Origin of the sequence: Methylobacterium hispanicum, assembly GCF_022179285.1 — a bacterium.
In the GTDB taxonomy this organism is placed as follows: Bacteria; Pseudomonadota; Alphaproteobacteria; order Rhizobiales; family Beijerinckiaceae; genus Methylobacterium; species Methylobacterium hispanicum.
Map to the genome: position 1 here is coordinate 223,996 of NZ_BPQO01000002.1, position 26,971 is coordinate 250,966.

The 26,971-nt window shown below is 70.1% G+C and carries 33 protein-coding genes; 11 read left to right on the forward strand and 22 right to left on the reverse strand.

Features of this window, described 5'->3' with window-relative positions; genetic code table 11:
• Positions 1 to 131 precede the first annotated feature (131 nt).
• Positions 132 to 905: a BRO family protein gene (locus MFF56_RS03070; protein ID WP_238229406.1), complete on the reverse strand. Its 774-nt coding sequence runs from the start codon at positions 903 to 905 to the stop codon at positions 132 to 134.
• Positions 906 to 1,119: 214 nt separating this feature from the next.
• On the opposite strand from MFF56_RS03070, the gene MFF56_RS03075 reads away from it, so the two are divergent.
• On the forward strand, positions 1,120 to 1,554 hold the full coding sequence (locus MFF56_RS03075) for a hypothetical protein (RefSeq protein ID WP_238229407.1): 435 nt from the start codon (positions 1,120 to 1,122) through the stop codon (positions 1,552 to 1,554).
• A gap of 167 nt (positions 1,555 to 1,721) precedes the next feature.
• Here MFF56_RS03075 and MFF56_RS03080 read toward each other — a convergent pair whose 3' ends face one another.
• The 8 genes from MFF56_RS03080 to MFF56_RS03115 form a co-directional block, all read right to left on the reverse strand.
• Complete coding sequence (locus tag MFF56_RS03080; protein WP_238229408.1) at positions 1,722 to 1,898, reverse strand: hypothetical protein; 177 nt, start codon at positions 1,896 to 1,898, stop codon at positions 1,722 to 1,724.
• On the reverse strand, positions 1,888 to 2,073 hold the full coding sequence (locus MFF56_RS03085; protein WP_238229409.1) for a hypothetical protein: 186 nt from the start codon (positions 2,071 to 2,073) through the stop codon (positions 1,888 to 1,890). Before MFF56_RS03085 ends, MFF56_RS03080 begins: the two co-directional genes overlap by 11 nt.
• A 168-nt stretch (positions 2,074 to 2,241) precedes the next feature.
• A complete protein-coding gene (locus MFF56_RS03090; RefSeq protein ID WP_238229410.1) occupies positions 2,242 to 2,685 on the reverse strand; it encodes a hypothetical protein in 444 nt (147 codons plus the stop codon).
• Position 2,686: 1 nt separating this feature from the next.
• The gene (locus MFF56_RS03095; protein ID WP_238229411.1) at positions 2,687 to 3,133 is read right to left on the reverse strand and encodes a hypothetical protein; all 447 of its coding nucleotides are present in this window, start codon (positions 3,131 to 3,133) and stop codon (positions 2,687 to 2,689) included.
• A gap of 1 nt (position 3,134) precedes the next feature.
• On the reverse strand, positions 3,135 to 3,440 hold the full coding sequence (locus MFF56_RS03100; protein ID WP_238229412.1) for a C40 family peptidase: 306 nt from the start codon (positions 3,438 to 3,440) through the stop codon (positions 3,135 to 3,137).
• A gap of 48 nt (positions 3,441 to 3,488) precedes the next feature.
• Complete coding sequence (locus tag MFF56_RS03105; RefSeq protein WP_238229413.1) at positions 3,489 to 3,680, reverse strand: hypothetical protein; 192 nt, start codon at positions 3,678 to 3,680, stop codon at positions 3,489 to 3,491.
• A complete protein-coding gene (locus MFF56_RS03110; protein ID WP_238229414.1) occupies positions 3,673 to 3,927 on the reverse strand; it encodes a hypothetical protein in 255 nt (84 codons plus the stop codon). Before MFF56_RS03110 ends, MFF56_RS03105 begins: the two co-directional genes overlap by 8 nt.
• Positions 3,928 to 4,018: 91 nt before the next feature.
• Positions 4,019 to 4,375 (reverse strand): hypothetical protein, encoded by a 357-nt coding sequence (locus MFF56_RS03115; RefSeq protein WP_238229415.1) that lies wholly within the window; start codon positions 4,373 to 4,375, stop codon positions 4,019 to 4,021.
• Between the two features lie 486 nt (positions 4,376 to 4,861).
• Here MFF56_RS03115 and MFF56_RS03120 point away from each other — a divergent pair, with 486 nt between their 5' ends.
• Together MFF56_RS03120 and MFF56_RS03125 are read left to right on the forward strand one after the other, a co-directional pair.
• Entirely contained in the window at positions 4,862 to 6,802 is a 1,941-nt protein-coding gene (locus MFF56_RS03120) for a hypothetical protein (protein ID WP_238229416.1), read from the forward strand.
• Positions 6,803 to 6,841: 39 nt separating this feature from the next.
• Positions 6,842 to 7,720 (forward strand): hypothetical protein, encoded by an 879-nt coding sequence (locus MFF56_RS03125; protein ID WP_238229417.1) that lies wholly within the window; start codon positions 6,842 to 6,844, stop codon positions 7,718 to 7,720.
• Positions 7,721 to 8,319: 599 nt separating this feature from the next.
• Here the strand turns inward: MFF56_RS03125 and MFF56_RS03130 are convergent.
• From MFF56_RS03130 to MFF56_RS03145, 4 genes are all read right to left on the reverse strand, one after another.
• Positions 8,320 to 9,231 (reverse strand): cation diffusion facilitator family transporter, encoded by a 912-nt coding sequence (locus MFF56_RS03130; RefSeq protein ID WP_238229418.1) that lies wholly within the window; start codon positions 9,229 to 9,231, stop codon positions 8,320 to 8,322.
• A gap of 56 nt (positions 9,232 to 9,287) precedes the next feature.
• Entirely contained in the window at positions 9,288 to 10,559 is a 1,272-nt protein-coding gene (locus MFF56_RS03135; RefSeq protein WP_238229419.1) for a cation:proton antiporter, read from the reverse strand.
• A gap of 322 nt (positions 10,560 to 10,881) precedes the next feature.
• Complete coding sequence (locus MFF56_RS03140; protein WP_238229420.1) at positions 10,882 to 11,409, reverse strand: DUF421 domain-containing protein; 528 nt, start codon at positions 11,407 to 11,409, stop codon at positions 10,882 to 10,884.
• 91 nt (positions 11,410 to 11,500) lie between these two features.
• Positions 11,501 to 11,836 (reverse strand): hypothetical protein, encoded by a 336-nt coding sequence (locus MFF56_RS03145; protein WP_238229421.1) that lies wholly within the window; start codon positions 11,834 to 11,836, stop codon positions 11,501 to 11,503.
• Positions 11,837 to 12,141: 305 nt separating this feature from the next.
• On the opposite strand from MFF56_RS03145, the gene MFF56_RS03150 reads away from it, so the two are divergent.
• The 3 genes from MFF56_RS03150 to MFF56_RS03160 all read left to right on the forward strand — a co-directional run bounded on the left by MFF56_RS03150 (position 12,142) and on the right by MFF56_RS03160 (position 13,981).
• The gene (locus MFF56_RS03150; RefSeq protein WP_238229422.1) at positions 12,142 to 12,603 is read left to right on the forward strand and encodes a PRC-barrel domain-containing protein; all 462 of its coding nucleotides are present in this window, start codon (positions 12,142 to 12,144) and stop codon (positions 12,601 to 12,603) included.
• A gap of 26 nt (positions 12,604 to 12,629) precedes the next feature.
• Positions 12,630 to 12,914 (forward strand): hypothetical protein, encoded by a 285-nt coding sequence (locus MFF56_RS03155; RefSeq protein WP_238229423.1) that lies wholly within the window; start codon positions 12,630 to 12,632, stop codon positions 12,912 to 12,914.
• 107 nt (positions 12,915 to 13,021) lie between these two features.
• Positions 13,022 to 13,981, forward strand: a complete 960-nt coding sequence (locus MFF56_RS03160; RefSeq protein WP_238229424.1) for a mechanosensitive ion channel family protein — start codon at positions 13,022 to 13,024, stop codon at positions 13,979 to 13,981.
• A 9-nt stretch (positions 13,982 to 13,990) separates the two neighbouring features.
• On the opposite strand, the gene MFF56_RS03165 is transcribed toward MFF56_RS03160, so the two are convergent.
• Positions 13,991 to 14,761, reverse strand: coding sequence for a potassium channel family protein (locus tag MFF56_RS03165; protein ID WP_238229425.1), 771 nt, complete (start codon positions 14,759 to 14,761; stop codon positions 13,991 to 13,993).
• Positions 14,762 to 15,149: 388 nt separating this feature from the next.
• Positions 15,150 to 15,824 (reverse strand): Crp/Fnr family transcriptional regulator, encoded by a 675-nt coding sequence (locus MFF56_RS03170; RefSeq protein ID WP_024830156.1) that lies wholly within the window; start codon positions 15,822 to 15,824, stop codon positions 15,150 to 15,152.
• 185 nt (positions 15,825 to 16,009) lie between these two features.
• Here MFF56_RS03170 and MFF56_RS03175 point away from each other — a divergent pair, with 185 nt between their 5' ends.
• The 3 genes from MFF56_RS03175 to MFF56_RS03185 all read left to right on the forward strand — a co-directional run bounded on the left by MFF56_RS03175 (position 16,010) and on the right by MFF56_RS03185 (position 19,328).
• On the forward strand, positions 16,010 to 16,810 hold the full coding sequence (locus MFF56_RS03175) for a pentapeptide repeat-containing protein (RefSeq protein WP_238229427.1): 801 nt from the start codon (positions 16,010 to 16,012) through the stop codon (positions 16,808 to 16,810).
• 278 nt (positions 16,811 to 17,088) lie between these two features.
• The gene (locus MFF56_RS03180; RefSeq protein WP_024830154.1) at positions 17,089 to 18,171 is read left to right on the forward strand and encodes a YeiH family protein; all 1,083 of its coding nucleotides are present in this window, start codon (positions 17,089 to 17,091) and stop codon (positions 18,169 to 18,171) included.
• Positions 18,172 to 18,236: 65 nt separating this feature from the next.
• Positions 18,237 to 19,328 (forward strand): molybdopterin-dependent oxidoreductase, encoded by a 1,092-nt coding sequence (locus tag MFF56_RS03185; protein ID WP_024830153.1) that lies wholly within the window; start codon positions 18,237 to 18,239, stop codon positions 19,326 to 19,328.
• A 13-nt stretch (positions 19,329 to 19,341) separates the two neighbouring features.
• Here the strand turns inward: MFF56_RS03185 and MFF56_RS03190 are convergent, their stop codons facing one another.
• From MFF56_RS03190 to MFF56_RS03200, 3 genes are all read right to left on the reverse strand, one after another.
• Positions 19,342 to 20,226, reverse strand: coding sequence for a LysR substrate-binding domain-containing protein (locus MFF56_RS03190; protein WP_238229428.1), 885 nt, complete (start codon positions 20,224 to 20,226; stop codon positions 19,342 to 19,344).
• A 61-nt stretch (positions 20,227 to 20,287) separates the two neighbouring features.
• Positions 20,288 to 21,085 carry an anti-sigma factor family protein gene (locus tag MFF56_RS03195; RefSeq protein ID WP_238229429.1) on the reverse strand — a complete coding sequence of 266 codons (798 nt, stop codon included), beginning with the start codon at positions 21,083 to 21,085 and terminating at the stop codon, positions 20,288 to 20,290.
• On the reverse strand, positions 21,082 to 21,591 hold the full coding sequence (locus MFF56_RS03200; RefSeq protein ID WP_056459972.1) for a sigma-70 family RNA polymerase sigma factor: 510 nt from the start codon (positions 21,589 to 21,591) through the stop codon (positions 21,082 to 21,084). The genes MFF56_RS03195 and MFF56_RS03200 overlap by 4 nt, the downstream gene beginning before the upstream one ends.
• A gap of 197 nt (positions 21,592 to 21,788) precedes the next feature.
• Between MFF56_RS03200 and copM the strand changes: the two genes are divergently transcribed.
• Positions 21,789 to 22,187, forward strand: a complete 399-nt coding sequence (gene copM / locus MFF56_RS03205; RefSeq protein WP_056459976.1) for a CopM family metallochaperone — start codon at positions 21,789 to 21,791, stop codon at positions 22,185 to 22,187.
• Positions 22,188 to 22,236: 49 nt separating this feature from the next.
• The gene (locus MFF56_RS03210) at positions 22,237 to 23,676 is read left to right on the forward strand and encodes a YncE family protein (protein WP_238229430.1); all 1,440 of its coding nucleotides are present in this window, start codon (positions 22,237 to 22,239) and stop codon (positions 23,674 to 23,676) included.
• Positions 23,677 to 23,725: 49 nt separating this feature from the next.
• On the opposite strand, the gene sorB is transcribed toward MFF56_RS03210, so the two are convergent.
• From sorB to MFF56_RS03230, 4 genes are all read right to left on the reverse strand, one after another.
• Positions 23,726 to 24,046: a SorB family sulfite dehydrogenase c-type cytochrome subunit gene (gene sorB, locus MFF56_RS03215; RefSeq protein ID WP_091970929.1), complete on the reverse strand. Its 321-nt coding sequence runs from the start codon at positions 24,044 to 24,046 to the stop codon at positions 23,726 to 23,728.
• A 13-nt stretch (positions 24,047 to 24,059) separates the two neighbouring features.
• Positions 24,060 to 25,271 (reverse strand): SorA family sulfite dehydrogenase catalytic subunit, encoded by a 1,212-nt coding sequence (sorA, locus tag MFF56_RS03220; RefSeq protein WP_056459983.1) that lies wholly within the window; start codon positions 25,269 to 25,271, stop codon positions 24,060 to 24,062.
• A gap of 123 nt (positions 25,272 to 25,394) precedes the next feature.
• Positions 25,395 to 26,111, reverse strand: coding sequence for an anti-sigma factor family protein (locus MFF56_RS03225; protein WP_056459988.1), 717 nt, complete (start codon positions 26,109 to 26,111; stop codon positions 25,395 to 25,397).
• Positions 26,111 to 26,599 carry an RNA polymerase sigma factor gene (locus MFF56_RS03230; RefSeq protein ID WP_056459991.1) on the reverse strand — a complete coding sequence of 163 codons (489 nt, stop codon included), beginning with the start codon at positions 26,597 to 26,599 and terminating at the stop codon, positions 26,111 to 26,113. Before MFF56_RS03230 ends, MFF56_RS03225 begins: the two co-directional genes overlap by 1 nt.
• Positions 26,600 to 26,971: the final 372 nt, after the last annotated feature.

Here is a 26,971-nt window from a genome sequence, read left to right on the forward strand (position 1 = left end):
TGCAATAGGTTTAGATAAAATAATTATGCCCATCTTGGGCCGGCCCGAAGCGATGCGGGCCGGCCCCGTGTGGGAGCCGGCCCGTCGAGGAAAGCGAGACCCTCCTCGCTTCCCGTTCGTGGCACTGGGGATCAGAGGCCCGGGAGAAGGCCCTGCGCGGGGGCGCTCGGCGGCTTCACGCCGAGGAGCTTGGCATAGTGGACGACGCCCTTGCCGGTGATCTTCGTGACCGGACGGGGCTTGCCGCCGTAGGGCTCCCACCGGACGGTGAGGATGCCGCGGTCGATGAGATACTGCCGACCGCAGAGGCTGCCGGCGCGGCGGTAGATGTCGCTCCGCCCAAGCAGCCAGTTGACGAAGCCGTTGGGGGCCTGACCGAGCGCCTTGCCTGCCTGCTGCAGACCCCACGTGTCGTCGCTCGCGACGAGGGCTTCCTGGAACGCGACGGCGGGCGCGGCCGCCTCGACGCGTTCCTGCAGGGCAAGGTTCGCCGAGGCGTAATGACCGATCAGCTCCAGGGCAGCAGCCGGGTTTTTGAGAAGGTCCATGAGGGCGGCCGCGCCCTGCGCGGGAGCCGGTGCGCCATAGGAGCCGGCTCGGCGGATCTGGGGGAGGACCTCGCCGGTCACCCACTTGCGGAACCGGTGCGGCAGCGTCCCGGGCGTCGTCGCGCCCCGGCACCGCAAGATCAGGGTATAGAGGCCGCTCTCCGTGACGGTCCGGACCGCCTGTAGCCCGCCGGGGGTAGGTACTGAACACCTACCCCTTTCGTCGGCGTCGAGCTTGTCGAGGGACTGGGCGGCGTCGGCGAGTTGGAGGGCGCGGGCGACGTCGTTCGCGACGAATTGGGGCTCGCCGTCGACCATGACGACGCGGACGCCTTGCAAGGCGAAGCTGAAGGTCATCGGGTCGTGGACGGCGCCATCGGATGGGGCGACAGGCGCGAGGGCCGTGGTAGAGTTGAGGCTAGCCTGGGTCACGGTGCACTCCGTGTCTGGGTCAGGCCCCGGTGCTGGCGTTCCCGCGCCGCCCGGCGGCCGCCTCGCTGTGCGAGGGTGCTCTGGATTCTAGCGATTCGTTTTTTCGGCGCCTGGGCGCCCCAACTGCCGAGGCCGCCGCTTGGACGACGACGACGAAATCCCGCTCGGGCTGTCGAAGGAAGAGTGGGCGGCGATGGTCGCGGACGCCGAAAGGCGCGAGGCAGCCAGCAAGAAGCGCTCGGAGACAAGGAAGGCGCATGCCGATGCCGAAAAAGCGGCGCGGCTGGCGCGACCGCCGGTAGATCTCGACGAGGCGTGGCGCCGGCACGCCGATACCTGCCCGCATCCGTCAGGATCGAACGAAGCATCCGCTTGGTCCAGGGAGCACCATCGGTTCGCGTTCGATGGCACGACATGGCGGCGCGAGCGGACATTCCAGAAGACGAATTCAGGCAAGGGCGAGCGTCTAAGAAGCGTCGTCTACTATGGTGACGACGGGCGCGAGGTCACGACGTTCGATGCGGGACCTAATCGCAGGAACGACGAGGATCGGAATTTCGGGCTTCACGAATAGCGCCTTCAGGCCAGAGCGCGGCCGCCGCCAGGATGGCGAACACCGCGAGGTAGGCCTCGTCCGCCGCACCCGCCGGAATTCCGGACATCACGTGTCGCGCCGCCCGGAGCGCGTCCGGGGCGAACAGCGCGGCCTCCTCTGTCGGCGTCAGAACCCGCCGGCAGGGATCAGCCGCGGGCAAGCTCGGCCTCCGCCGCGTCGAGGGCGGCGAGCGCCCGCTCCAGGGCAGCCGTCAGGTCGTCGGGCAACGGGCGGTCGTCGGGCAGGTCGAGGAACCAGCGCCTGCTCGCGACCAACCGGTTCGCGGCCTCGACGACTGCGGCGATTGCGATATCAACGGCCATGACGGGGTTTTCGATGCAGGACAGTCGCGCCCCGGGCGGCGTCGGCGACCGCCTGCCGGGCGGGTGCAGCCGCGACCGATTCGCCCCGGAGCGCGCGGTGCACGTCGGCACCGACGAGGGGCGCCGGGGCCGCGGCGTAGCAGGCCAGCGCCAGGACGGCGGCGACGGGCGTCATGGCTGCGCCCCGGGGCTGGCGAGTTCGTCCCGGACCCGCCCGTACGCAGCCCTGCCGTCAACGAGGGCGGCCCCATTCGCGTCGCCGTAGTCGAGCGCCCGGCGCGCGAACAGGCGGGCGTCGTCGCCCTTGCGGGGAACGGGACGTGGCGCCGGCGCGCGGATCACGTCATCGACCCGCGGTAGCATCCGCGCCGTCACGTCCGGCCGGGACAGGCCAGTGGTGGTCGGGGCGCAGGCGGTCGAGGTCAGCGTCGTCGAGAGCGCAACCGCCACGAGGGCGCCGCGCGAGGTCCTGGCGGTAGGCATCGAGGCTATCCTCGGCGAGGGATCGGGCGGCCTGCACGGCCGCGGCGGTCTCGGTGGCCCGGGCGGCCGCGGCGTCGGCGGTGGCCCTGTCCGCTTTTTCGGCGGCGAGGCTCTGGCGCAGGCCGTTGAGCTCGGCCTGGTGCCCGGCATCGGCTTGGCCCCTGGCATAGCCGGCGCGGTCGCCGAGCACGGTCCCGACGCGGTAGGAGACCCAGCCGCCGGTGACCGCGCCGACCGCTAGCCCGGCCGCGACGGTCAGGGGCAGGACGGGGACTCCCAGGCGCTCGGCGACGGTCGCGAGCATCTCAAGCGCTCGGACGGTCGGGGGTGGGCTCGGGCTCGACGGGATTGAGGTCGAGCCAGAGCCTCAACGGGGAGCAGTCGCCGGTGTCGACGGCGCGTTGCATGGCGCCCCGCATCGAGAGGCACATGCGAACCATCGCGCGCACCTCGCGCCGAAGGGCGGCGATGTCGGCCTGGAGGGAACCGTTCTCGGCTCGCAGGCCCCGGACCTGGGAGGACGCCTCCTCCAGGGCAGTCGTCAGGGTCGCGACCCGGGCCTGCTTCTTGTCGAGGAGCTCGCCGAGTTCCTTCCGCAGGGCGTCGGCGGCGGTGCTGATGGCGTCGCCGTCCGAGATCTCGCGTAGCTGCTTCCGGACCCAGGGGTAGCACAGGGCCAGCGTGCCGAGGATGCCGGCGACGATGACGACCGGCTTCGCGTCGCCGAGGAGCTCGGCCAGGATGGCGTCCACGTCAGGCCTCGTTCACGGAAAGGGCGCCGCCGGCCGCGAGCTTGATCGGGCGGACATTGGAGGGCTGGGCGAGGCGCCAGGGGCACCGGCGAACGGCGAGACAGCGAGCCTTGGCGACGCGCACGATGCTGACCGCGTCCCCCTGGTTGCCGCCAAGGACGTGGTAAGCAGAGGTGTCCTCGCCGACGTAGATGCCGACGTGGCCGCCGCCCCCGGCGCGTTCGAACACCAGGATGTCGCCGAGGCTGGCCTTTGGGGCCTTGGTGCCGAAGGCTGCCCAGTTGCGTGCCCAGAGGGGCGCCTTCACGGGTTCGGACCTGGCGCGCTTGACGACCGTCGCCACGAACAGGCCGCACTAGGCGACGTCGTCGGAGCGGTAATCGCGGTCGAGGCCGGTCTCCTTCGCCCAAGCGAGGATGGTCGGATTGTTCGCGGCGCCGGCGGTCTCGCGGGTGCCGTAGAGCGCGAGGGTCTCGACGAGGACGCGGGGACCGGCCTCGGCGGCGAGCCAGGCGTAGGCGGCGGGGAGCGAGGTCGCCTTAGCCACGGGGGGCGACCTCGTCATGGGTGAGGGTCGTGCCCGCGATGGACGACATCGGGACCGCGGCCTCCAGTTCGAGGTCGAGGACGCCTTGCAGGCCGCAGCGCGTGCAGGTGGCCGTCCGGCTGGAGAAGCCGTCGGCCTGGAACTCCGAGCCGCAGGAGGCGGGGTCGGCGCAGCGCGTCGCGGCTTCGGCGACGGCCTCGGCGCCGGCGGCCGAGAAGGAGGTGGCAAGGTCGGGGGAACGGGACACGGGGCTGGCCTCGGGGGCCGCCGACGCGGCCGGGATGCCCGAAGCGTGCGCGTCGGCCCGTGGCCAGTTCCAGGCCACGCCCGGTTCCGGGTCAGGCCCCCCGCATCACCACCGTGACGACGCGGCTCCCGGAGAGCACCAGCCCGACCCGGCCGACGGTGACGCCGTTCGCGCCCCACCGGGGGCCGGGGTAGCCGTAGAACGCCAGCCACGCCCGGATGCCCGGCACGTCGTAGCCGAGCCCCGTCAGCGCCTCGACGGCCTCGCGGTCGGTCAGCCCCTCCAGGACCGGCTCCAGGCCGCAGATCCGGTCGGCGAACCGGCGGACGGCGTGGAGCGTGACGTGTGCCCGGTACCCGCCCGATCGGTCATGGACGATGCCGGGTGGCGGGGGCGACGGATCGGACGGCGGGGCGGCCACGGGGGCCAGGGCGAGGCAGGGAGGCACGGTGCGGCTCCGGGATGGGTTCGGACTAGGCTGCCCCCCGGAACCCCGCCAGGCGAGCCCGCCTGCGCCACCTCGTGCCCCCGCCGGTCCCGTTACGGTTCCCTCTCTGCCGTCCCTCCTAGGCCCTGAAGGGCATGCTATTGTCCGTGACGGTTCGTAAGGTTTGACGTGGCCGGGCTATAGGATCGGGCATCCGGTTCATCCGAACGACGCCCCGGGGGTTCGCGTCAGCCCCCCATCGGGCCTCGCCCTCACGGATCGTCACGGACAATAGCATGCCCCTTCAGGGCCTATCCTTGAGAGGGGCTGGACCATCGTAGCGGTCAAGGCTTGTCGAATTCAGGAGGCAGCTGCACGATGGCCTAGTCGCGACATCGCGTCGTTGCCGTCCGGCGGGTAGAGGTGCCTCGCCAAGGCGGTCCAAGCTCGGGACCCGCTGTGACCCTGACTGTCATCGACCGCCCCCCCCTTGGGGCATCCCTGGCCGTGCCAGGCCCATCCGACACCGACGCCGCAGCGCCGATCTTCGAGCTCCGCCGGCTGAACGCGTCCGAGCTCGTATGGTCCGCCTACGCCTCGCTCCTCCACCCGGCCGATGCCGAGGGCGTCAGCATCTACGCCTACCAGGAGGGCGACCGGACCCTGCGTACCGGGGCGAAGGGCGCCGAGGTCGTCGCCACCGTCCGCGGGTACAAGCCCCGGTTCGTCACCCTCAACGCCTTTCGGGAGACGGTCCCCGGCTGGGCCCGCAAGAAGAACCTGACCTACACGACCGCGCCCATCTCGGCCGAGTGGAACCTCGCCACCCTGAACTCGGTCTGGGTCGAGCTCGACTTCTATAAGAAGCCCCGCTGGCGGCACCTGGCGCCCGAGCTGATGGTGCACTTCGTCCTAGAGCGGTGCGAGGAACGGGGCTTGCCCCAGCCGAGCCTCATCGTCTGCTCCGGCCGGGGGCTCTACCTGCTGTGGCTCCACGACCGGCTTCCGGCATATGGCAAGCACGGTGCCCTGTCCGTCTGGAAGGCGCTGCAGAAGGCCATCAACGATAACTTCATCGACATGGGCCGCGACATCGCCGCCATGAGCGCGACGACGAACCTGCGCGTCGCCGGCAGCAAGAACACGTTCACGGTCGATGGCGTGAAGGTCAGCGAGACCGTTCGCATCGTGTGGCCGACGTTCGCCGACCAGATCGAGCGCTACTCGTTCTCCCGGCTGAAGGCGGAGTGCTTCACCTACACGGCCGATGAGGTGAAGGCGTTCCGCGCGGCCAAGGCCGAGGAGCGAGCCGCTCGGAAGGCCGTCCGGGAAGCCAAGCGGGCCGCTGCCGTCGCCACCCGGGAACCACCCAAGGCCCGGTCCTTCAAGCTGACCAGGGCAACCTTCCAGCGCGCCGTCATGGCCGACCTGGAGCGGCTGTTCGACGACACATTCGACGGCCGGCCAGTGCCCGAAGGCCAGCGCGATATCTGGCTCTATCACCTCACGACCGCTGCGGCCTGGCTCCTGGATCCGGCCGCGCTGCGGGAGGAGGTCAAGCGCCTCGCGCCCCTATGTGGCCTCTCCCCGCGCAGGGCCCTGACGCTCATGGGCTCGGTCCTGCGCAACGCCGACCGGGCCGCCAAGGGTCAGACCCGGACGCACAAGGGCCGCGCCGGTTGCGATTACCGGTACCGCACGAACCCCCGCAGGATGGTCGAGGAACTCGGCGTGACCGTCGAGAAGGCCGTGCGCCTCGACATGCGCGTCCTCGTCCCCCGGGCGCTCAAGGCGACCCGCATGGCCCAGCGCGCCGAGGCGTACCGCCGGAGCCGCGGGGCGGAGAGCCGGCGGGACCAGCAGGCCGAGCGCCTCGCCTACGGGAAGTACGCCCTGGAGCGGCGCAAGGCCGGGGTCAGCGTCGACGAGCTCGCGTTCGAGGCGCGGGCCAAGTACGGGCCGAAGAAGGGCTCGAAGTCATGGGTCGAGAAGGCGATGCGCGAGGCCCGTGCGGTCGCCCTCGGCACGCCCAAGGCCAAGCCCGGGCGCCCTCGGAAGCCCCCCGTCGAGCTCGTCGCCGTCGCACCCGAGAAAAAACCTCACGGTTCGTCACGGTCCATGACGGGTCTCGACAAGGACGTGCCTGCCGTTGTCGCGTGCGAGGCCCCGGCCTATGATGGCGACGTTCACAGCGAGCACCTCACGATGACGGACACGACGCCTGCCGAGGTCCCCGAGACCTCGGCAGGCGTTTCCGTTTGGCACGACGAGCCCGACGAACTCTTCCTCGGCCAGTTCAAGCAGTCGCTGGTGGACGGCCTTTGGCGGGAGTATCGCGTGTCCCATTGGGCCGTAGTCGACGCCGCGATGGTCGAGGGCTTCGCGAGCCTACTCGGGCTGCGTCCTGAGGAGACGCCTGGTAGTCTGGCCTGGCTCAAAACCCTGTAGCCTGGAACGGGACACGGGTGGCAGGGCACCTTGCCGGGCATGGCCAACAGCTTCGACATGGCGGTCCTGTCCGACCTGGGCGCGCAGCTTGCCGCTTGGGAGGACGCATACGTCTCGGCGGTGGGATTCGAGAAATACCGCCGCGCCTCGGCATGGGCGGCGTCCGAGGCCGCCAAGACGGTCGCGACCCGGATGCGCGCGGCGACCGCCGAGGTCATCGACCGCCCGACGCCGTGGATCGGGCGCGCCTGGCAGTACACGCGCGCCCTGAGCCGGGGCTCGGGCGACGCGGTCTCGGCCGACGCGTTCGCCCTCGACGACCAGAGCGTGGTGCTCAAGTTCCTGATGGGGGACGGGCCAAGGACGCGCTTGCCCGGCGACGTCGGCCTGGCGCGTGAACGCATCCTGGTGCCGAACTGGCGCGCGCTGGAGGCGACGCAGGGGATCAAGCCGAACAAGCACGGCAACTTGCCGGGTGGCGTCGCGGCCAGGCTCAAGCGCGAGGCGGCCGGGACGGTGGCGCGGCGCCGCGTTCGAGGGCGATGGGGCGTCTACGAGAGCGAGCTCCCGGTCGGCGGATCGCACATCATGGGGTACATCGCCCGACCCCCCAGGGTGAAGAAGCCGGTCGGGAAGAACGGGCGCATGATCTGGGTGAACCAGGGCCGGCCGCGCCTGCTTCTCGCCGCCATCCCACAGGCGACCTACCGGCCGATCCTCCAACAAAAGTGGGTCGAGGCCCAACGGGAGGCGCTCGCCGCCGTCTCTGGGACCGTGGCGGCTCAGCTTGAGGAGAACCTGCGCCACGCCGTCGAGCGCGCCCGCCTCGATCAAGCCGCCCTCTATTGGGCGCTGGAGGCGATCCAGCGCACTGGCGCCAGCGGCCGCGAGGACCAGACCCGAGCCCTCCTGGCATAGCCCCACGCCCTACTCGCCACGGCTGGCTGATGCGCCTGATCGTGACCGCGCCGGATTTTCGGACAAGTAGACTTTTTCCACTTCTGCTGCAGGTCAGGAATTCGCAACCCCTTTGCTCAGCTGTACGCCATCAGCGGACATTTGGGCGAGACCAACGGAATGATCGCTTAGAGCCTTACCGCTACCGCCGAGACGGAATGGTTGGTCCAGTGGCCACAACGTCCTGAGATACGGGCACACTGGCGACGGCGACCCGTCAGCCGCGTAAGGCGTTGGATTTCCTGTCAATCGCCGCCTTGGATGTCGTATGCCGGAAAGGCTTCGCCATGCCGTATCAGATCTGTTCCGTGCCCCATCTCCGGCCGGCTTTAACGGAGGGGCGCTGCACCGAACGGGTCAAGCTAACGGAAGTCGGAAATCGGAGACCTTCTCGGATGGCGGCGCGTCCGCCGCCTCCAGCATCAGGCCGCTTTCCCTCGGGGGACACATTGCATTTCTCATTCAACCCAGCGGACAACGCCCGCCCGTCTGGGCCGTCCCGGGGCACGCCGACGTTACATCCGTGCGGCAATAGACGCATACTGCCCTGTGCCGGCGCCTCACGGCCCGCCACGGGCCGGCATCAGGTACAAATAGGCGAGGCTCGGCAGCCGCGCCCTCAGGCGACCGTGCGCCTCGTTGAGGACGGCGTCCCGATCCTCGGCCGAGGTCCCGTCGCGAAAGGACAGGACCATGGCCAACACCACGCTGTCGGTCCCGATCTGCAGGCTGCGCACGTCCTCGATCCGCGCGATCCGACCGTCCTGCGCGACGAGGTCCCGTGCCTTGGCCAGGAGCCCCGCGGAGGCGCTCTCGCCGATGAGCAGGCTGCGCGTCTCGCGCGCGAGCACGACCGCCACGCCGACGAGCAGCACGCCGATGGCGAACGAGGCCACGCCGTCCGCGCGGGGCTCGTCGAACCCCACGGATACCGCCACACCGGCGGCGGCCACCACCAGGCCGATCAGGGCCGCGCCGTCCTCCAGGATGACGGTGAAGGTGCTCGGGTCCTTGGAGCGGCGCAGCGCCGACCACATCCCGACGTCGGCGTGCCGCCGGCGCATCTCCCGCCATGCCACGCGGAACGAGTAGCCCTCGAACACGACCGCGAGGCCGAGCACGGTGAAGTTCACCCAGGCATCCCTGATCGGCTCGGGATGCCGGATCTTCTCGACGCCCTCGTAGATGGCGAAGGCCCCGCCGAGGCTGAAGATCAGCAGGGCGACGACGAAGGACCAGAAATACAGCTCCAGGCCGTAGCCGAACGGATGGGCCTCGTCGGGCGGCCGCTTCGCCCGGTGCATGCCGTAGAGCAGGAGCCCCTGGTCGACCGTGTCGACGAGCGAGTGCAGCGCCTCGGTGAACATGGCGCTCGACCCAGTGTAGAGCGCCGCGCCGAACTTGGTCACGGCGATGGCGAGGTTGCCGCCGAGCGCGGCGTAGACGACGGTCGTCGAGCCGTCCCGTTTCATGGGTGGTACTCCGGAGGGGCGGGTTGACGGGAGGCGGCGCGGCCGAACCGCTCCCGTCAGGCGGCATCCCGCCCCGGCATATCCTTGAGCGTCCGGCGTGCCACCATGCCCAGCGTCGAGCCCTGGACGACGATGGTGAACAGCACCACCGCGTAGGTCGCCGCGAGGATGGCCGGCTTGGCGTCGCTCTCGGGGACGGACAGGGCCAGCGCCACGGAGATGCCGCCGCGCACGCCCGCCCAGGTCAGGAACGGCACGTTGCGCGCCGAGAGGTTGCCGCCCCACCGGAAGGCGAGGAGCGGCGTCGAGACCGCCGCGAGCCGCGCGGCCAGCACGATGGGGACGGCGCACGCGGCGAGGACGAGCCCGCCGGCCTCGAAGCGCAGCACGAGGACCTCCAGGCCGATGAGCAGGAACAGAACCGAGTTCAGCACCTCGTCGATCAGGGTCCAGAGCGAGGACACGTACCCTTGCGTCTCCTCGCTCATCGCGTCGCGCGGCGCCCGGTCGCCGACGAGCAGCCCCGCCGCGACCACCGCGAGCGGGCCGCTGAAGTGGAGCTTCTGCGCGAGCGCGTAGGTGCCGGCGACAAGCGCGAGGGTGATCAGCACCTCCACGGGGAAGTCGTCGATGGCCCGCATGGCGCGGTAGGCGACGTAGCCGGTGGCCACGCCGAGGACGAGCCCGCCGCCGGCCTCCTGCAGGAGCAGGCGGGCGACGCCGCCGGCGCTCGTGGCCTCGCCGCCCGACCCGGCGGCGAACGCGACGAGGACCGTGAACAGCACGATGCCGATGCCGTCGTTGAACAGGGCCTCGCCCTGCATCTCGACCTCCAGGGCCTCGGGCACCCGCACGTTCTTCAAGGTGGCCAGTACCGCGACCGGGTCGGTCGGGCTGATCAGCGCGCCGAACACGAGGGCCCAGGCGAGGGGGACGGGCTGGCCGAGGGCGTCGGCCGCGAACCAGAAGGCGCCTCCGACGATGGCCGTCGAGATCACCGTGCCGACGAGGGCGAGCGTCGCCACCGCCCAAGCCCGGTCGCGCAGTGCCCGCAGGTCCAGGCTCATGGCGCCGGCGAACAGCAGGAAGGCCAGCATGCCGTTCATCACCACGTCGGTGAAGTCGACTTGGCGGAGGACTTGCGTCAGATCCTCGTAGAGGTGCTGCCGGGGGAAGGCGAGGTCGAGGCCGACGAGGGCGAGCGAGGCGAGCAGCCCCATCACCAGCAGCCCGATGGTGTGCGGCAGCCGCAGGAATCGGTGGTTCAGCCAGCCGAACAGGGCCGACAGGGTCAGCAGCAAGGCTGCGAGGTCGAAGATGGAGATCACGGCCGTCCCCCGCCCAGGCCGCAGGCGGTGCGGGGGCTTCTTGGTAAGTAGGCTCAACGCGCCTGCACCCGTTCGGTCGCGCCGACGACCGAGAGCAACGCTTCGGCGGCGACGACGTCCCCGGTCTCCCGCGGCGGCTTAGGCGTATGAGCTCAGGGTGGTGGTCCGAGCCGAAGGCGCCGAGGCATTCGACCGAGACCGCCGCGAAACCGCCCTCTTGGGAGCAGCCGTTCCGCCCACCATTCGGTCGGAACCGGCGAGACGACGCTCGCGGTCGCGAGGGTCCCGGCGAGCACGGTCACGGTGACGCGTGCGAGCGCCGTCATGAGCGGGACCGGTCCGTGCCCGGCCGCGCGACGCCGTCCAGCCCGTCCCCACGCCCGGACAGGGCCTTCAGCACGCTGATCGACCCGTCGGTCTCAAGCACCACCGCGGCGGCCTGCGAGAGGTCGTCGAGCCCCTCGGAGCGCAACGCCGCGAGGACGTCGTCCCGGGTCATGCGCTGGCGGCGCATCGCGCCCTCGATCAGACGCCCGTCATGGGCGAGCAGCGTCGGCTCCGCCTTGACCAGCGCCTTGACCCTGGGCGTGCGCACGCTCGACCACGTGATCAGGAACTGGAGCCCGATCAACGTCGCCAGGGCAAGCACGCCCTCCAAGAGCGCCACCGACTTGGTCAGCACGATGGAAGACAACGTCGAGCCGAGCGCCACGGTCACGACGAGGTCGAAGGCGTTGAGCTTGGTCAGGGTGCGCTTGCCGGAGATCCTGAGGAACAGGATGAGCGCCAGGTAGGCCAGCGGCCCGACGACCAAGACCCGGAGCAGGCCGTGCCAAGTGTCGAAGAACATCGACCGGGACCTTTCGGATCGTCGACCGTGGGCTGCGCTACCGCGTCGGGCAAGTTGGGACGCCGGCCCGCACGGGCGCGGGAGCCGGCCGTCAGCGCATGTCCTTGGGCAGGTGCTTGACCGGGTTCGTCCCGCCTCCCTCGCCCTTGCCCTGGACCGTCGCCTCGGACTGCATCACGTCTGTTGAGGATTGGATGGCGCTCGGCGGGGCGACCTGGCCGGACGACTGGTCGCGCGGCGCGGCGCCGTTGCCCTTCACCGTCGACGTTCCGGACGGAAGGGTCCCGGCCGTCGGCTGGTCGATGGCGCTCCTGGCCGACTGCGCGGCGGCCGGCGGCGCCGAAGCCACGACCCCCGAGAGTACGGCGGCGGCAAGCAGGATGGCCGCGGTACGACCGGAAGGGAGAAGTCGATGGGCGGTCGCCAAGATGCCTCGCTCCGTTTCATACGCCCGTGCGACGGGCATGCCAGATTGCAAGCATTCCCCCCACGGCTTGGTTCCTGGCGGGGCGAGACGTGAAACCCCGCCGGCCCGCACCCAGCCAGTCGAAGGCGGCGTTCCGGTCGCACCTGGCCGGGGGCGGTAGGTCCCGCATGGATGAACCGCCGCTGAACGGTTTCCGGAATCGCACGTTACCGACCGCGATCACGCGTCCGAGGGGGACGCGCCGCAGCCCTCCGCCGACGGGCACAGGCCCGACCGCCGGAGGCGTGGCTCAAGGAGTTTCCAGCGTGAAGAAGACCGTCCTCGCCGCACTCGCCGTCGCCTGCATGTCCGTGCCTGCCCTGGCCCAGACGACGCCGACGGCGCCGCCCCCCGGCACGGCGATGCCCGCCGCCACCGACGCCGGCACCGGCATGAAGATGGCCGACACCGCGACGGTGAAGCTGAAGTACGTGACGGTGAAGCCCGCCGACGTGATGTCGTCCAAGCTCGTCGGCACCACCGTCTACAACAACAAGAACGAGACCGTCGGCGAGGTCGAGGACCTCGTGATCGAGAACGGCAAGACGCTGACCGGCGTCGTCGTCAGCGTCGGCGGCTTCCTCGGGCTTGGCGAGAGCTACGTCGTGCTCGACCCATCCACGTTGGCCATCAGCAACAAGGACGGCAAGTGGGCGGTCCACGCCGACACCGACAAGGACACCCTGAAGAACGCGCCGAAGTTCGAATACTCGAAGAAGAAGAGCTGAACCGACACATCGAAGGAGAGCTTACCATGAAGCATACCGTCCTCGCCGCGGCGCTGCTGGCCGGCCTCGGCCTCGCCGCCTCGACCCTGCCGTCGTCGGCCCTTCCCATGAACGCCGCCGGCGTCACGGCCCCGAACGGCAGCGACGTCGTCCATGTCCGCATGTCACGTCGCGAGATGCGACGCCATCGCATGATGCGCCATCGCCACATGCGGCAGGGTTCGGCCAGTCGCGGCAACGCCGGCATGCCCTCGCGCAGCAGGTTCGGCGGGCAGCAGTACGGCCAGACCACCGGCGGCCCGCGGCGCTGACCCTGGAACTCGACCGCTCCGCGGCGGTTAAACGCCGCCGCGGGTGACCATGCGCCGCCGGATGGCCCGACCGCCTCCGGCGGCTTTCCCTTGCTCCCTGGTACACCATGATCTTTTCCGAAGCGCTCGGGCGGCTCGAAGAACTCGGTCGCTCGGCCGTGGCCCTCTTGCCGGGGCTCGCCGTCGCCGTCGTCCTGTTCGGTCTCGGCCTGCTCGTCGCCCGCTTGGTTCGCGCCGCCGTGCGCCGGGCGGCCGCGATGCGCGACGCTTCGCCGGGCTCGGCGGCGGTGCTGGGCCGCATCGCGGGCGGCGTGACCGTCCTCGTGTCCTTCCTGGTGGCCGCGTCCGTGGCCTTCCCGTCGGTCTCGGCTGCCGACCTGTTCAACCTGCTTGGCATCGGCGGCGTCGCCATCGGCTTCGCCTTCCGCGACGTCCTCCAGAACCTGCTCGCCGGCATCCTGATCCTGCTGACCCGCCCCTTCGTCATCGGCGACCAGATCCGGGCCGGCTCGCACGAGGGCACCGTCGAGGACGTCTGGGTGCGGGCCACGGTCTTGCGCACCTACGACAACCAGCGGGTGCTGATCCCGAACGCCACGCTGTTCGTCGACAAGATCACGGTCATTACCGCGCACGAGAAGCGCCGCCTCGCCTTCCCGTTGACCATCGGCAACGGTGACGACATCCGCGAGGCGCGCCGGGTCATCGTCGAGGCGCTGAGGGGCACCGAGGGCGTGCTGGCCGACCCGCCGCCCGAGGCCCTGGTCACGGGCCTGGGCGCCGCCGGCGTCGACATGACCGCCCGGTTGTGGATCGACCCGCCCCGGCGGCGCGACGCGGTCGACGCCCTCGACCACGCCATCGCCAACGTGAAGGACGCGCTCACCGCCGCCGGCATCGACCTGCCGTACCCGACCAGCCAGGTGCTGTTCCACGACCAGACCGAGGAGACCGACGGCGACCGGACAAGGCAGCGCGAGGGCTGGCCCGCCGGCCGGAATCTCCCGCGGGCGCGTTGGCAGGTCATGCGGGAGGAGAAGGCGGCTGACGGGGAGGAACGCGCGTGAGCGCCCGCTTCAGTAGGCACCCTCGTCGGGGATGTTGAGGCCGGTGCCGCAGGCCTTGCAGTGCACCGCATCCGTCTCGTGCCGCTGCAGGCCGCAGGTCGGGCAGGGAAAGCGCACCTTGTAGGGACGGAACAGCACCTGGGCGAGGCGCAGGAACAGCGTCACCCCGCAGATCATCACCACGACCGAGACGAGGCGACCGCCGGTCCCGTGTAGGGTGACGTCGCCGTAGCCGGTCGTCGTCAGCGAGGTGACCGTGAAGTAGAGCGCGTCGACGTAGTTGCCGATGGCCGGGTTGCGCCCGTGCTGCGTGGCGAAGACGATGCCGGTCATCACGAACACGAACACCGCCAGGTTCACCGCCGCGATGATCACCTCCTCATTGCGGCGGAAGAACGGGAAGTCGGCGCGCAGGCGGTCGAGCAGCTGGTAGGTGCGCAGCAGCCTCAAGGTCCGCAGGATGCGCAGGAAGCCCGCGCCCTCGCCGACGATGGGCGCGAGGAACGAGGCGATGGCGGCGAGGTCGGCCCAGGTGGTCGGACGCAGGAACTCGCGGCCCGGCCGTGGGCAGATGGCGAGCCGCGACAGGAAGTCCGCGGTAACCGCCACCCCGATCAACACGTCGACGCCCTCCACCAGCGGTTCGCGCGGCATGAACGAGGAGACCACGATGAAGAGGAGGGTAGCGAGGTCGAAGGCGAGCAGGCCGTAGCGGAAGCGGTGGGCGCGGTCGGTGTCGCCCTCGTAGAGGGTCCGAAGCCTGTGGGTCAGGTACGTCATGCGTCAGGATGCGGTCGCTCGCGGGTCTCGGAGGCGAAACCTGTACCGTGGACACAGCGACGGCAATCTGAACGGAACGTCGGCCACAGGCGTGCCTCGCGAATTAGCACGAAAAGCTCATCGGCTTTGCCTTACGACGGTTTGCCCTCGACCCCTCTCAAACATTTCACCCGCGCGCCTGCAATTCACGCTGTTGACCCATTGCAGACGGTCGGAATGTCCGCTTCCAGGCAGTTCAATGGACACGGTTCGGCAACTACTGGCCAGTAGTGGCCTGTCTGCTCTGGGGAGGGCTTGCCAAAAAGAGCAGACAAGGTCCTGCCGAACCAACCCAGTCGTAAAGCTCGATTGGCGTCGGCCTCAAAAATGGACACCAGCACGCCGCCAGTCACCGCCGCCCTGCGGCCTCCAAGCGGGTCCGGTCAACAATCTCGACCGCGCCTCGACGAAGTTCGATTAGGCCCGCCTCGGCCCATTGTGCCAGGATGCGGCTCACCACCTCGCGCACGCTGCCGACATCGTCCGCGAGTTTCTGATGAGTCACCGCGGCGACGCCCCGCGGATCAGCCTCGGCCAGGAGCCGTTGCGCGAGGCGCTGCTTCAGCGGTGCGAACGCGACCTCGTCGATCAGCGTGAACAGGCCGGACATCAATCGCGTGTAATCATCCATGACGAAGCTGCGGAACGCCGCGCTGTCGCCCATCAGGTGCTGGAACGTGCTGTCCGGCAGGGCCGCGAGCTCGGTCCGCTCCTCGGCCACGCTCTGCGCTGGAAAGGTGCCGCCAGACAGGAGACACTGGGTGGTCAGGGCGCAGGTGCCACCCGGGCCAACCTTGTAGATCAGCACCTCGCGTCCGCCCTCCGACATCCGGAAGATCCGCGTGCGTCCCTCCAGGCACATCAGGTAGTTGGCACACTCGCCATTCAGTTCGTAGGCGATGGCGCCTGCATCCAGCACCGGGAAATGCACGGTTCCCCGAGCGATCTGAAGGTGCGCCGGGCTGAGAGCCTGTAGGAGCGGAAACCGATCGATCCACCGCTCGACCTTCTGGGCATCCGTCATGGCTGGCGTGGTCGCCCGGCCATGACGACGGGTTGATCGTCCGGCGCGCGTTGCGCTTTTCTCCCGCCGCGCCGGATTTGTGTGACCGGGGTCACCGACCGGGTGCAGCGGCCCGGCATAGCATCGCGACACAACGAACACGATAAGGGTGCCCGCCATGCGTGGCGCCCGCCGGGAGTAAACCGATGCGCCGTTTCGCCCTCAGCTTCATGCTCGCCGTCTTCGCTGCCGGCCCTGCCGCGGCCGAACAAGATCTGCTGCTCGGTGCCGATATGTCCTCACCCGCCATGACGAAGGCCGAGATGAGCCGCGCCGACGTCGAGGCGATGATCCAGGACGCGAACGGAAAGCCCATCGACCTGCACGACAAGGCGCTGTCGGGGCTCGATCTCTCGGGGCTGAATCTCCGGGGCGTCAACTTACGCACTGCGCGCCTGAACAAGGCCAATCTGCGCGGCGCCGATCTCAGCGGCGCAAACCTCGAACAGGCATGGCTCCTGAAGGCAGACCTTTCCGGCGCCAAGCTCGCAGACGCGAAGATGTTCGGCATCACGGCGCGGGACGCCAACCTCAGCGAGGCCGACCTCAGCCGGTCCATGCCCATCGGCGATTTCAAGGGCGCCAGCATGAGCGGCGCCACGCTGGTCGATCTCAAGGGCGGAGCCGACATCAAGAATCAGTCCATGGGTCTGATGCGGGCGGTGTTCACCTCGGTGAACCTGTCGGGCGCGAACCTCAGGGGAGGCAACCTCGGCCGGTCACGCCTGGAGTATGCGAATCTCAAGGATGCCGATCTCACCGGCGTGGTGCTGATGGGATCGGACTTGTCCGGGGCCAATTTGACCGGTGCTACGGTCACGGGCGCGGACTTCAAGAACGTCGACGTCAGCGGTGCCCGGCTGATCAACCTCAAGGGTCAGTCCGAGGCCAAGGACTGGGCGGAGAGGGTGAACATCGACCGTGCCGTCACTCAGGCATCCAATTGACGCGCCCGTTCACCGACCTGACGGCCCGCCGCTGACCTCAACGGCTTGTGTCTCCGGAGACCCAGTCAGCGGGGATCTGCAACGTTCCTTGCATATCAGCGAAGCCACAAACTCGGGTTGCCCGATCGACAAGGCTCGCTTCAGTCCGAAGCACGACGTTCGTCGTCGCCAGCCAAATCATCGCATCATGTGATCAAAACGATTGATACGTTCCGTTGGAGCGAACGAATGGATGCGGTCATGGTCGTAGCAGATCCATTCCACGAGGTGCACGCACCATGCCCGCAGCAGCATTTCTCCGATCACGCGCGCTTGCCCTGCCTTCCATCCTGCCCGGCCTGAGCCTTTGCCTCGCGGTGACGGGCGTCGCCCTCGGGCTGGAGAGGGTCGAGAAACATATCTTCGGCCGTGCGTGGCTGGAGGCTCTGGTCCTCGCCATCGTGCTGGGCACGGCCGTCCGCACGGCCTGGAGCCCAGGTCGGCGCTTCGTTCACGGTATCGCGTTCGGCGCCAAGACCGTCCTGGAAATCGCCGTCGTCCTGCTCGGCGCCTCGCTCAGCCTCGGGACGCTGCTCGCGGCCGGGCCGGGGCTTCTCGTCGGCATCGCGGTGGTGGTGGCTCTCGCCATCGCGGCGAGCTACGGCATTGGCCGGGCTCTCGGGCTGGCCCCGCGTCTCGCCATCCTCGTGGCCTGCGGCAACTCGATCTGCGGAAACTCGGCGATCGCGGCGGCGGCCCCGGTGATCGACGCGGACGGCGAGGACGTCGCCTCGTCCATCGCCTTCACCGCCGTGCTCGGCGTTCTCGTCGTTCTCGGCTTGCCCCTGCTCGTGCCCCTGCTCGGCCTCTCGCCGATGCAGTACGGCGTGCTCGCGGGGCTGACGGTCTACGCCGTGCCGCAGGTTCTCGCCGCAACCGCGCCGGTGGCCGCCCTCAGCGTCCAGGTCGGCACCCTGGTCAAGCTGGTCCGCGTGCTGATGCTCGGGCCGGTGGTCCTGGCTCTCTCGCTCGGGATCGGCCGGCTGCGGGCGGAAACGGACGCGACCGTACCGTCCCAGGCGGTCGATGAGCGCCCCGCCCCGGGCCGGATGCCGCTGCACCGGCTGGTGCCGTGGTTCATCCTAGCCTTCCTGGCCCTGGCGGGTCTTCGCTCGGCGGGGCTCGTTCCCGAAGGGGCTCTGCACCCCATGGCCGCGACGGCGAACGCGCTGACCATCGTGTCGATGGCGGCCCTCGGCCTCGGCGTCGACGTGCGCAGCGTCGCCAAGGCGGGACCGCGCGTCACCCTGGCGGTGGTCGCTTCGCTCGCCGCCCTCACGGCCGTGAGCCTCGGGCTGATCCGCCTGCTCGGCATCGCCTGACAGAGGCCTGCCACCTGGCGCGTCCGCGCGCGTTGAGCTCCGACCTTCTGCGATAGAGACACCCGATGTCGAGCTTGACCGAGCGTATGGCGCGCCTGATCGTTCATGGGGAGCGCCCCTACAACGCCGAGCCGCCGCTGACTCGCCTGCGGGCCCGTTACCGGACCCCTGCGGAAGACTTCTACGTCCGCTCCCACGGCGACCTGCCGGAGATCGACCCCGCCACATGGCGTCTGTCCATCGACGGCGCGGGTGTCGGCCCCCTCGATCTGTCGCTGGCGGATCTGCGCGCGCGTTTTCCCGAGGCGACCGTCACGGCCACGATGCAGTGCGCCGGCAACCGCCGCGCCGATATGCGGGCGGTGGCCCCGGTCTCGGGCGATCCCTGGGACGGCGGCGCCATCGGGACGGCGGACTGGACCGGAATCCGCCTCGGCGACGTCCTGCGTGCGGCGGGCGTAGCGCCGGGAGCGAACCTCCACTCGGACCTCCACGTGGCCTTCGAGAGCCACGATGTGGTCGAGGGCCAGTTCTACGGCGTCTCGATCCCGCTCGCCAAGGCGGTCGCCGACGAGACGCTGCTGGCCTTCGCGATGAACGGGGCCCCGCTGTTGCCCGAACACGGCTTCCCCGTGCGAGCCGTCGTGCCGGGCTTCGCAGGCGTGCGCAGCCCGAAATGGCTGAAGCGCATCACGGTGCAGGACCACCCCTCGACCAACCCGATGCAAGCCGACGACTACAAGCTGTTCCCGCCGGACGTGACGGCCGAGACCGCCGATCCGGCGAAAGGCCACACCATCGAGACGATGCCGCTCAACGCCGCGATCTGCGAGCCCGCACGCGGAGCCCGGCTCAAGATGGGCGAGACCACCGTCCGCGGGTACGCCATCGCGGGAGACCGGGCGGTCGTGCGCGTCGATGTCTCAAGCGATGGCGGTCGGTCCTGGCATCAAGCCGTGCTGGAACACGAGGCCGGCGCCCCCTTCGCCTGGACGTTCTGGGAGATCGTGCTGGACCTTCCGTCCGGCGAGCGCGACCTCGTGGTGCGCGCCTGGGACGCCGCTGGGCAGACCCAACCGGCGCGGCCGGACGAGACGTGGAACTTCAAGGGCTATCTCAGCGCTTCCTGGCACTGTGTGAGGGTCGAGGTCGCCTGAGTTCCGCGACGGATCAAGGAGCGGCACGGATCAGGTCGAGCAGCGCGTCGGCGGCGCGGCTGCGGTAGCGCTCCTTGTGGCGCAGGACCCGGAAGGTCCGCGTCGGCAGGGCGAAGGGCACGGCGACGAGCGCTCTGGTTCGCAGCGAGGGTCCGACCACCGCTTCGGACAGAACGCTTGCCCCGGCCCCTGCCACGACGGCGGCGAGGACCGCCTCGTTCGACGGCAGTTCGAGGGCAACCGTGAGTGCGTCCGGTGCGATGCCCAGTGCGGTGATCGCCGCCTCGAAGGCGGAGCGCGTGCCCGATCCGGGTTCGCGCAGAACCCAAGAGACTGACGCGAGATCGGATCGTCCCGGCCGCGCGCATGCGGCCAACGGGTGGCCGGGCGCGATGACGAGGATCAGCCGATCCTCGGCGATCGGGGCGCTCGCGAGACTGCTGTCGTCGATCGCGCCCTCCACGAAGGCGAGTTCCGCCGTCCCCGCCCGGACCGCCTCGGCGGCCTCTGCGGTGTTGCCGATGCCGAGCCGCAGGACGATGTCGGGATAGGCCGCCCGGAAGGCGACGAGGTGCCGGGGAAGCCAGTGGCTGGCGATGGTCTGACTCGCCTGAATGGCCAGCGTGCCGCGCCGCATGCCGCTGAGGTCCGCGAGCACGAGTTCGGCCGCTTGGGCGCGGGCGAGCACCGCGCGAGCCTCGCCGAGAAAGACGCCGCCCGCCTCGGTCAACTCGATGCCCCGGCCGACCCGGTGGAACAGCTTGACGGCGTGCCGGCTCTCCAGGGCGTTGATGGCGGCGCTGACCGCCGACTGGACGAGGTTCAGCGCCTCGGCCGCCCGCGTGACGTGCTGGCGCTCGGCGACCGCCACGAAGATGCGCAACTGGTCGAGGGTCATGGCGTCTCGGGCTCGGCGGAGGCCTTGGCCGGCGTGGTCCGGCAGGGTTCGGATACGAGCGTCACCGCGCGCCTTCGCGCTTGCCCGAGACCTGCGCATCGACCGCCTCGGCGACCCGGAGCAGCCGCGCCTCGTCCGTGCGGGCCGTCACCACGTAAGACATCCCGGCGTCGATCCACGAGAAGGCGGCGACGTCGTCGGCGCGGGCATAACGGAACACGCCGCGCCCGCCGGTCGGCCCGGCCCGGCTGTAGAGCGTCAGGCGGGTGCCCCGGTCGTCGTCGTACATCAGCATCGCCGCCGGCTCGTCTCCGGCGGGGAGCAGGCGCCCGCCCATCAACCGGAAGCCCTGCGCCCGCAGGTCCGGCACGGTGACGGGTCGGCCTAGGCGCGCGCTGAGCCATCGCACGAGGTCGGTCGAGCCGTCGGCGCGGACCTCGACCGGATGGGCGGCCTCGACCACGTAGGTGCGGAAGGCAGAGACGGCCGCCTGCGTCATTGGTTCGGCCGGGGCGCCAGCGCTCGGCACGGCGCCGCGCCCGACCCACCCGGCCGCGCCGCCGACGGTGAGCAGGAGCGCCGCCGCCGCCGCGTTAGGCCACCAGCGCGGGATGCGCCTCCGGCGTGGGCCCGCGAGATTCGCGATGCGCAGGCGGGCGGGGATCGGCTCGTCCGCCACGGGCGCGAGGCGCGCCCGCAGGCGTTCCCGCACCGCCCGGTCGGCGGCGACCCGGGCGGCCGCCTCCGGATGCGCAGCGAGCCACGCCTCGACGCGGTCGCGGCGGCCTGGATCGAGCCGTCCGTCCACGAAGGCGTGCAGATCGTCCTCGCCGACGGGACGCGGGTCGGACCCGGTCATTTCACCCTCCGCAGATGCCCGGTGACGATAGTCGGGGCCTGATCGAGGAAAGCGCGCATCCGGCCGCGTGCCCGGCTGAGGCGCGACATCACGGTGCCGATGGGGACCGCGAGCACGGTGGCGACCTCGGCATAGGACATGTCCTCGACCGCGACGAGGAGCAAGACGGACCGCTGCTCCTCGGGAAGCGCGGCGATCCCGTCGAGCACGTCCCGCGCGCCCACGGCCGCCTCGGGATCGACCCCGACCTCCGCAATCTCCATCAGCGCCTCCGGGCCGACCTCAATGCCCCGGCGGCGGCGCACGCCTTCGAGGTAGCGGTTGCGCAGGATCGCGAATAGCCACGCCCGCAGATCGCCCTCGCGGCGTTGCGGCCAAGCGCGGATCGCCCGTTCCAGCGTGTCCTGGACGAGGTCGTCGGCCGCCTCGCGCTGCCGTAACAGCGCGGTCGCGTAGCGCCGCAGGGCCGGGATCTGCGGTTCGATCAGGACGGCGAGGTCGTCCAAGGGCGGTCTCCGGTTCGCGCCGACGGCAAGGCCCGCGCCGCCGCTCGGATGAGAGATGCCGGAAACGCCCGAACTATTCCAAGCCTCGCCCCGGTAAGCTGATCACGCATCCGTGATCGATTGGCCGGGAGCGGCGGGGAATATCCCGGCCCGGCCGGCATCTCTCCCCGCGTGACCTCGACACTGCGGGAGAGACCATGCGCGGAGCACCGACGGCGATCCTCATCACACTGCTCATGGCCGGAGGCGTCCTGGCTGGCGGGATGATGATGCGCGCCGGGCATGCGGAGACCGCCCCCGGCGGCTTCGATGCGATGATGGCCCAATCGATGGCGCGGATGCACGCGGACATGGCGGTGGTGCCGTCCGGCGATCCCGACCGGGACTTCGCCGCCATGATGATCCCGCATCATCAGGGCGCGATCGAGATGGCTAAGGCCGAACTCGCCTACGGCCGCGACCCGGTCCTGCGTCGGCTCGCGCAGGGCATCATTGTCGAGCAGGCGCAGGAGATCGAGGTCATGCGCCGCGCCCTCGCCGAGCGACCGGCCGTGTCAGCCACGCCGCCGCAGGCCCCGCCCCGCCACCATCACTGAGCCGATCGCCGCTTACCGACCCAGCAATCAGAGCGAAGAGACCCCCACGATGCGACAACTCATTCCGGCGACCTTGCTGATCGCCTTCCTTGGCGGGACCGCCCTGGCGGGCCAAGCGCCGGGGCCCGCCTCGGCGCCGGACGTGCCCGTCGGCCCGCGCGACCGGTTCTATACCTCGGACCAGTTCTCCAACACGGTCTCGGTGATCGATCCCGCCGCCAACACGCTTCTGGGCGTGATCCGCCTCGGCGACACGACGCCCGCGAACCTGAGCCCGCTCTATCGCGGCCAGCTCCTCGTGCATGGCATGGGCTTCTCGCCCGACCGCAAGACTCTGCTCGCCGTCTCGATCGGCTCGAACTCGGTCAGCTTCATCGATACCGCCACCAACACGGTGCGCCGCACGACCTATGTCGGGCGCTCGCCGCACGAGGCGTTCTTCACGCCGGACGGGCGCGAGGTCTGGGTCAGCGTGCGCGGCGAGGACTACGTCGCGATCCTCGACGCCGGTACGGGCCGGGAGACGGGCCGGATCACGGTGCCGAACGGGCCCGGCATGACGATCTTCTCGCCCGACGGGCGTTACGGCTACGTCTGCTCCAGCTTCAGCCCCGAGACGGTCGCCATCGACGTGAAGAGCCGCGAGATCGTCGGGCGGATCAAGCAGGAGAGCCCGTTCTGCCCCGACATCGCGGCGACGCCCGACGGAAAGCAGGTGTGGTTCACCCTCAAGGACGTCGGCCGCGTCCAAGTGTTCGAGGCCACGCCGCCGTTCAAGGCGCTCAAGACCATCGAGACGGGACCGATCACGAACCACGTCAACATCGCGCGCACGAAGGCCGGGCAGTTCGCCTACGTGACGGTCGGCGGCCTGAACCGAGTGGAGGTGTTCCGCACCGACGACTTCTCGCAGGTCGCGACGATTCCCACCGGCGCGCTCCCGCACGGCCTCTGGCCCTCGGGCGACGGTTCGCGGATCTATGTCGGCCTGGAGAATGCCGACGCGGTCGCGGTGATCGACACCGGCAGCGACGCGGTGATCGCCACGATCCCGATCGGCCAGGGGCCGCAGGGGGTGGCCTACGTCCCGGAGGCGGTACCGGAGGGAGCGGGTGCGCCGAACCTCCAGCCGCTGGGCGCGGCGGGCCAATCAAGCACGCTGACGCTGGCCGGCCCGGACGGCAAGGCGGCCACGCAGGTCACGCTGTTCGACCAGGGCGTGTTGCAGACCCTGCAGGCGGCGGTGACGGGCCTCACGCCGAAGAAGCCCTACGTCCTGGCCCTCGCGGCCGATCCAAAGGGCACGGGGCTTCTCGAGCCGCTCGCCGCCTTCATGACGAACCCGGCGGGCGCGGCCATCGTCAACGCCGTCGGTCCGATCCGGCAGGTGACGCAGAACGCCAACGAAGCCACGCGGCGCAGCCTCGTCATCGTCGAGGGCAAGCCCGGCGAGACCGGCGCGACGGTCCAGACCCAGGCACCGCGCTGACGGGACGAGGGGGCGGTCGCCGGACCGCCCCCCTGTTGCCCGCCTCGCCTCAGTAGGTGTCGGCGAGGTAGGCGGCGATGGCCTTGGCCTGCGCCGCGTCGATCGGCGCGTGGTAGACCTTGACCATCTTGGTCACCTCGGACTCCCAGAAGGCCGCGCCTTTGCCCGGTGGCTGCATCGCGATGTAGTCCACCGAATGGCAGACGAGGCAGTTCGCCTGGGCCGCCTCGAAGCCCTCCGCGTGCATGCCGGCCTTCGGCGCCCGCAGCTCCGCGGTCGGCTCCGGCACCGCGTAGGATTTCGGCGCGGCGAGCGCCGCGCCGGTCGCGAGGGCGAGGGCCGCCGCGAGGGCGAGGGTGATGCGGGTCATCGTCGTCACTCCCTCAGACCGCGCGCACGCGGGTGGTCTCGACCACGTTGCGCAGGTACCCGGCCGGGTTCCAGCGCGGCTCCATCGGCTGGCTCGCCCCGTCGTTGGCGGTCGCCCGCACCCGGATCGCGTGCGATCCCGGCGACAAGTCCACGTCGAGGGTCCAGGGCCGGAAGGCGTAGGGGCCGAGATCCTGCCCGAGCCGCGCCTCCGTCCAGGTCTTGCCGTCGTCGGTCGAGACTGCCACCGCCTTGATCCCAGAGCCGCCGTCGAAGGCGATGCCGCGCAAGGGCGTGTGGCCGGCCTTCACCTGCCCCCCGTCGGTCAGGTTGGTGAGGAAGGAGCGCACCGTGAAGCGGTTGATCGGCACGGTCTTGTCCGCGGCCTTGCCGGGTTCGGTGCAGGCGCAATCGTTGTCGGGGATGCGATAGGCCTTCTGCATCCAGAAGCCGTCGAAGGGTTTGTCGAGCACGCTGATGCTCTCCAAATGCTTGACCCAGTAGGTGCCGTAGAAGCCCGGTACGACGAGGCGCAGGGGATAGCCGTTGAGCCAGGGTAGGTCCTGCCCGTTCATGCCCCAGGCCAGCATCACCTGCCCGTCGCTGGCATGGTCGAGCTTGAGCGACTTGGCGAAGTCCGGCGTCTCGGGGATCACCGGGCCGTCGAGCCCGGTGAAGGCGACCTCCACGGCGCCCGCCTTCACCCCAGCCTTGTCGAGCACGGCCTTCAGCGGCACGCCGGTCCAGCGGGCGCAGCCCATGGCGCCGTTGGCGAGCTGCCCGCCGGCCATCCGCGGCGTGAAGAAGCCGCGGGAATTGCCCGAGCACTGGTTGACCGCGACGATCTCGGTCGTCGGCATCGCCTTCAGGTCGGCGAGCGAGAGCGAGACCTCCCGCTCGACATGGCCCTTGATCGCGACGCGATAGGTCTCGCGATCGATCTCGGTCGGGATGTCGGCGAGATGGTAGCGCACGAAGAACGCGTCGTTGGGCGTGATCGCGCCCTCGTCGAACACCGAGAACGGAGTCTCCAGCTGCGGCGGACGCGCGGTCATCTGGAGCAGCGGGCGCTTGCCCGGATAGGCCACCAGGGGCCGTTCGCCGTTGCCGAAGGGCAGCGTGGCGTTGTCGCCCGCGAGCGTGCGCAAGGACGCGAAAGTGCCACCGCCGAGGCCCGCCAGGGCGGTGAGGCCCGCCCGCCTGATGAGATCGCGTCTGTCGAGCATCCGAAGTCCTCCCCTGTCCGCGCGTGACTCCGGCGACCGGGCCCACGACGTGCGGAGGAGGAGACGCATGTCGCCCCCGGTCTATTCGCGGCGGGTCGAAATAAATTCCGCGGCTCGCGCCGGTCAGCCGGTGCAGGGGCGCTCCGCGAGGCTGGTCGCCCGGTCCAGCGCGAGCCGCAGGCGGTCCGTCTTGTTCGGTTCGGTGAGCAGCACGGCCGCCTCGGCCAGCAGGGCGAACCGCTCGGCCGGCACCGTCTTGGACAGGAGGACGTAGTGGCGCCCCTCGCTGTCCCAGCGCGCCACACGCAGGCCGCCGCTCCCTTGCGCGATCTCCCGACCGGCCTGCCCGCGCGACGGTCCGCTCCAGATGGCGAGCCGGCAGCCGTGACGCCCCTCGTAACCTGCGAGCCGACCGGCCGAACCGTCGTCCGGGGACAGGTAGACCAAGCGGAAGCCTGCCGCCCCCAGATCGAGGGGGAAGCCATTCGGGCCGCCCGCGGGCCGCACGTCGTTCGCGGGTGAGCCCGCCGCACCCCATGCCGTGAAGGCCGCGCGCGCGGGGTCCGCCGGCGCGCGAGACGACAGGGCGAGCCAGCCGGCGCCGACGAGGACGACCAGGGCCGCGGCGCACGCCCATCCGAGGGAGGCGCGGGCGATCGGCGCGCGCCGGGGCGGCACGGCCGCAGCCTTCACCTCCTGTTTCACTCCCTGCTTCAGCCGGGTCAGGGTCGCGACCCGCGCGGCCAGGACCGGATCGCGGGCCAGCGTCTCCGCGACTGCGCGCCGGTCCTGCGGATCGAGTTCCCCATCGACGTAGGCATTGAGGGTCTCCCAGCGCATCACGGCCCCTCGCTCCCATCGGACGGCCCGGCGATCCGGTGCAGCATGATCCGCCTCGCCCTGTGCAGACGGCTCATGACCGTGCCGACGGGAATGCCGAGCCGTTCGGCGGTCTCCCGGTAGCTCAAGCCTTCGACGTCCACGCAAGTCACGACAGCCCGGCAGGGCATATCGAGAGCGGCGAAGGCTTGGCGCACGGCGATCGCCTCGATCAGGCGGTCGTCGAACCCCTCGTCGGGCCAATCGAGGAGCTCATCCTCGTGGTGGAGGCGGGTCCGGCGGATCCGGTCGATCCAGGCGTGGCGCACGATCTGGAACAGGTAGGCGCGGGCCGCGTGAGGCTCACTGGGAGTCGTATGCGTGGAAAGCGCCTTGAGAGCACTCTGCTGCATCAGGTCACGTGCGGCGTCGGGCTCACGCGTCAGGGCTAGCGCGTAGCGGAACAGGCGCGGCCACGCATCGACGAGGTGCTGACCGATGGACCGCATCCTGATGTGTCGTCCTCCCCGCACTCCATAGCACATCAATGCATGTCCACACAGAGCCGCAACGGTCGACGATGGTTGTGGATGTCGGGAGGCCTTACACCTCTGCAGCGCTACTCGGAGCGTTGTTATTGCTGAACAATCGATAGCAGGCTCGCATGTCTGCTTTCAGGCATGTGAGGATGCGGTTTTAAGGCAGGGGTGGGCGCGAAGCTGAATGTCCGGTTACGGGTATCGAGTTGATGTCCGCTCATGGCGCACAGCTGAACAAGCGACTGGCGAACTCCTGACCCATAGCGGCCCCTTCACACCGCGGCCTTCGCCGTCCGCTTCGACGCGGCAAGCGGACGTCGTAGAAGTCCTTGATGCCTTGTT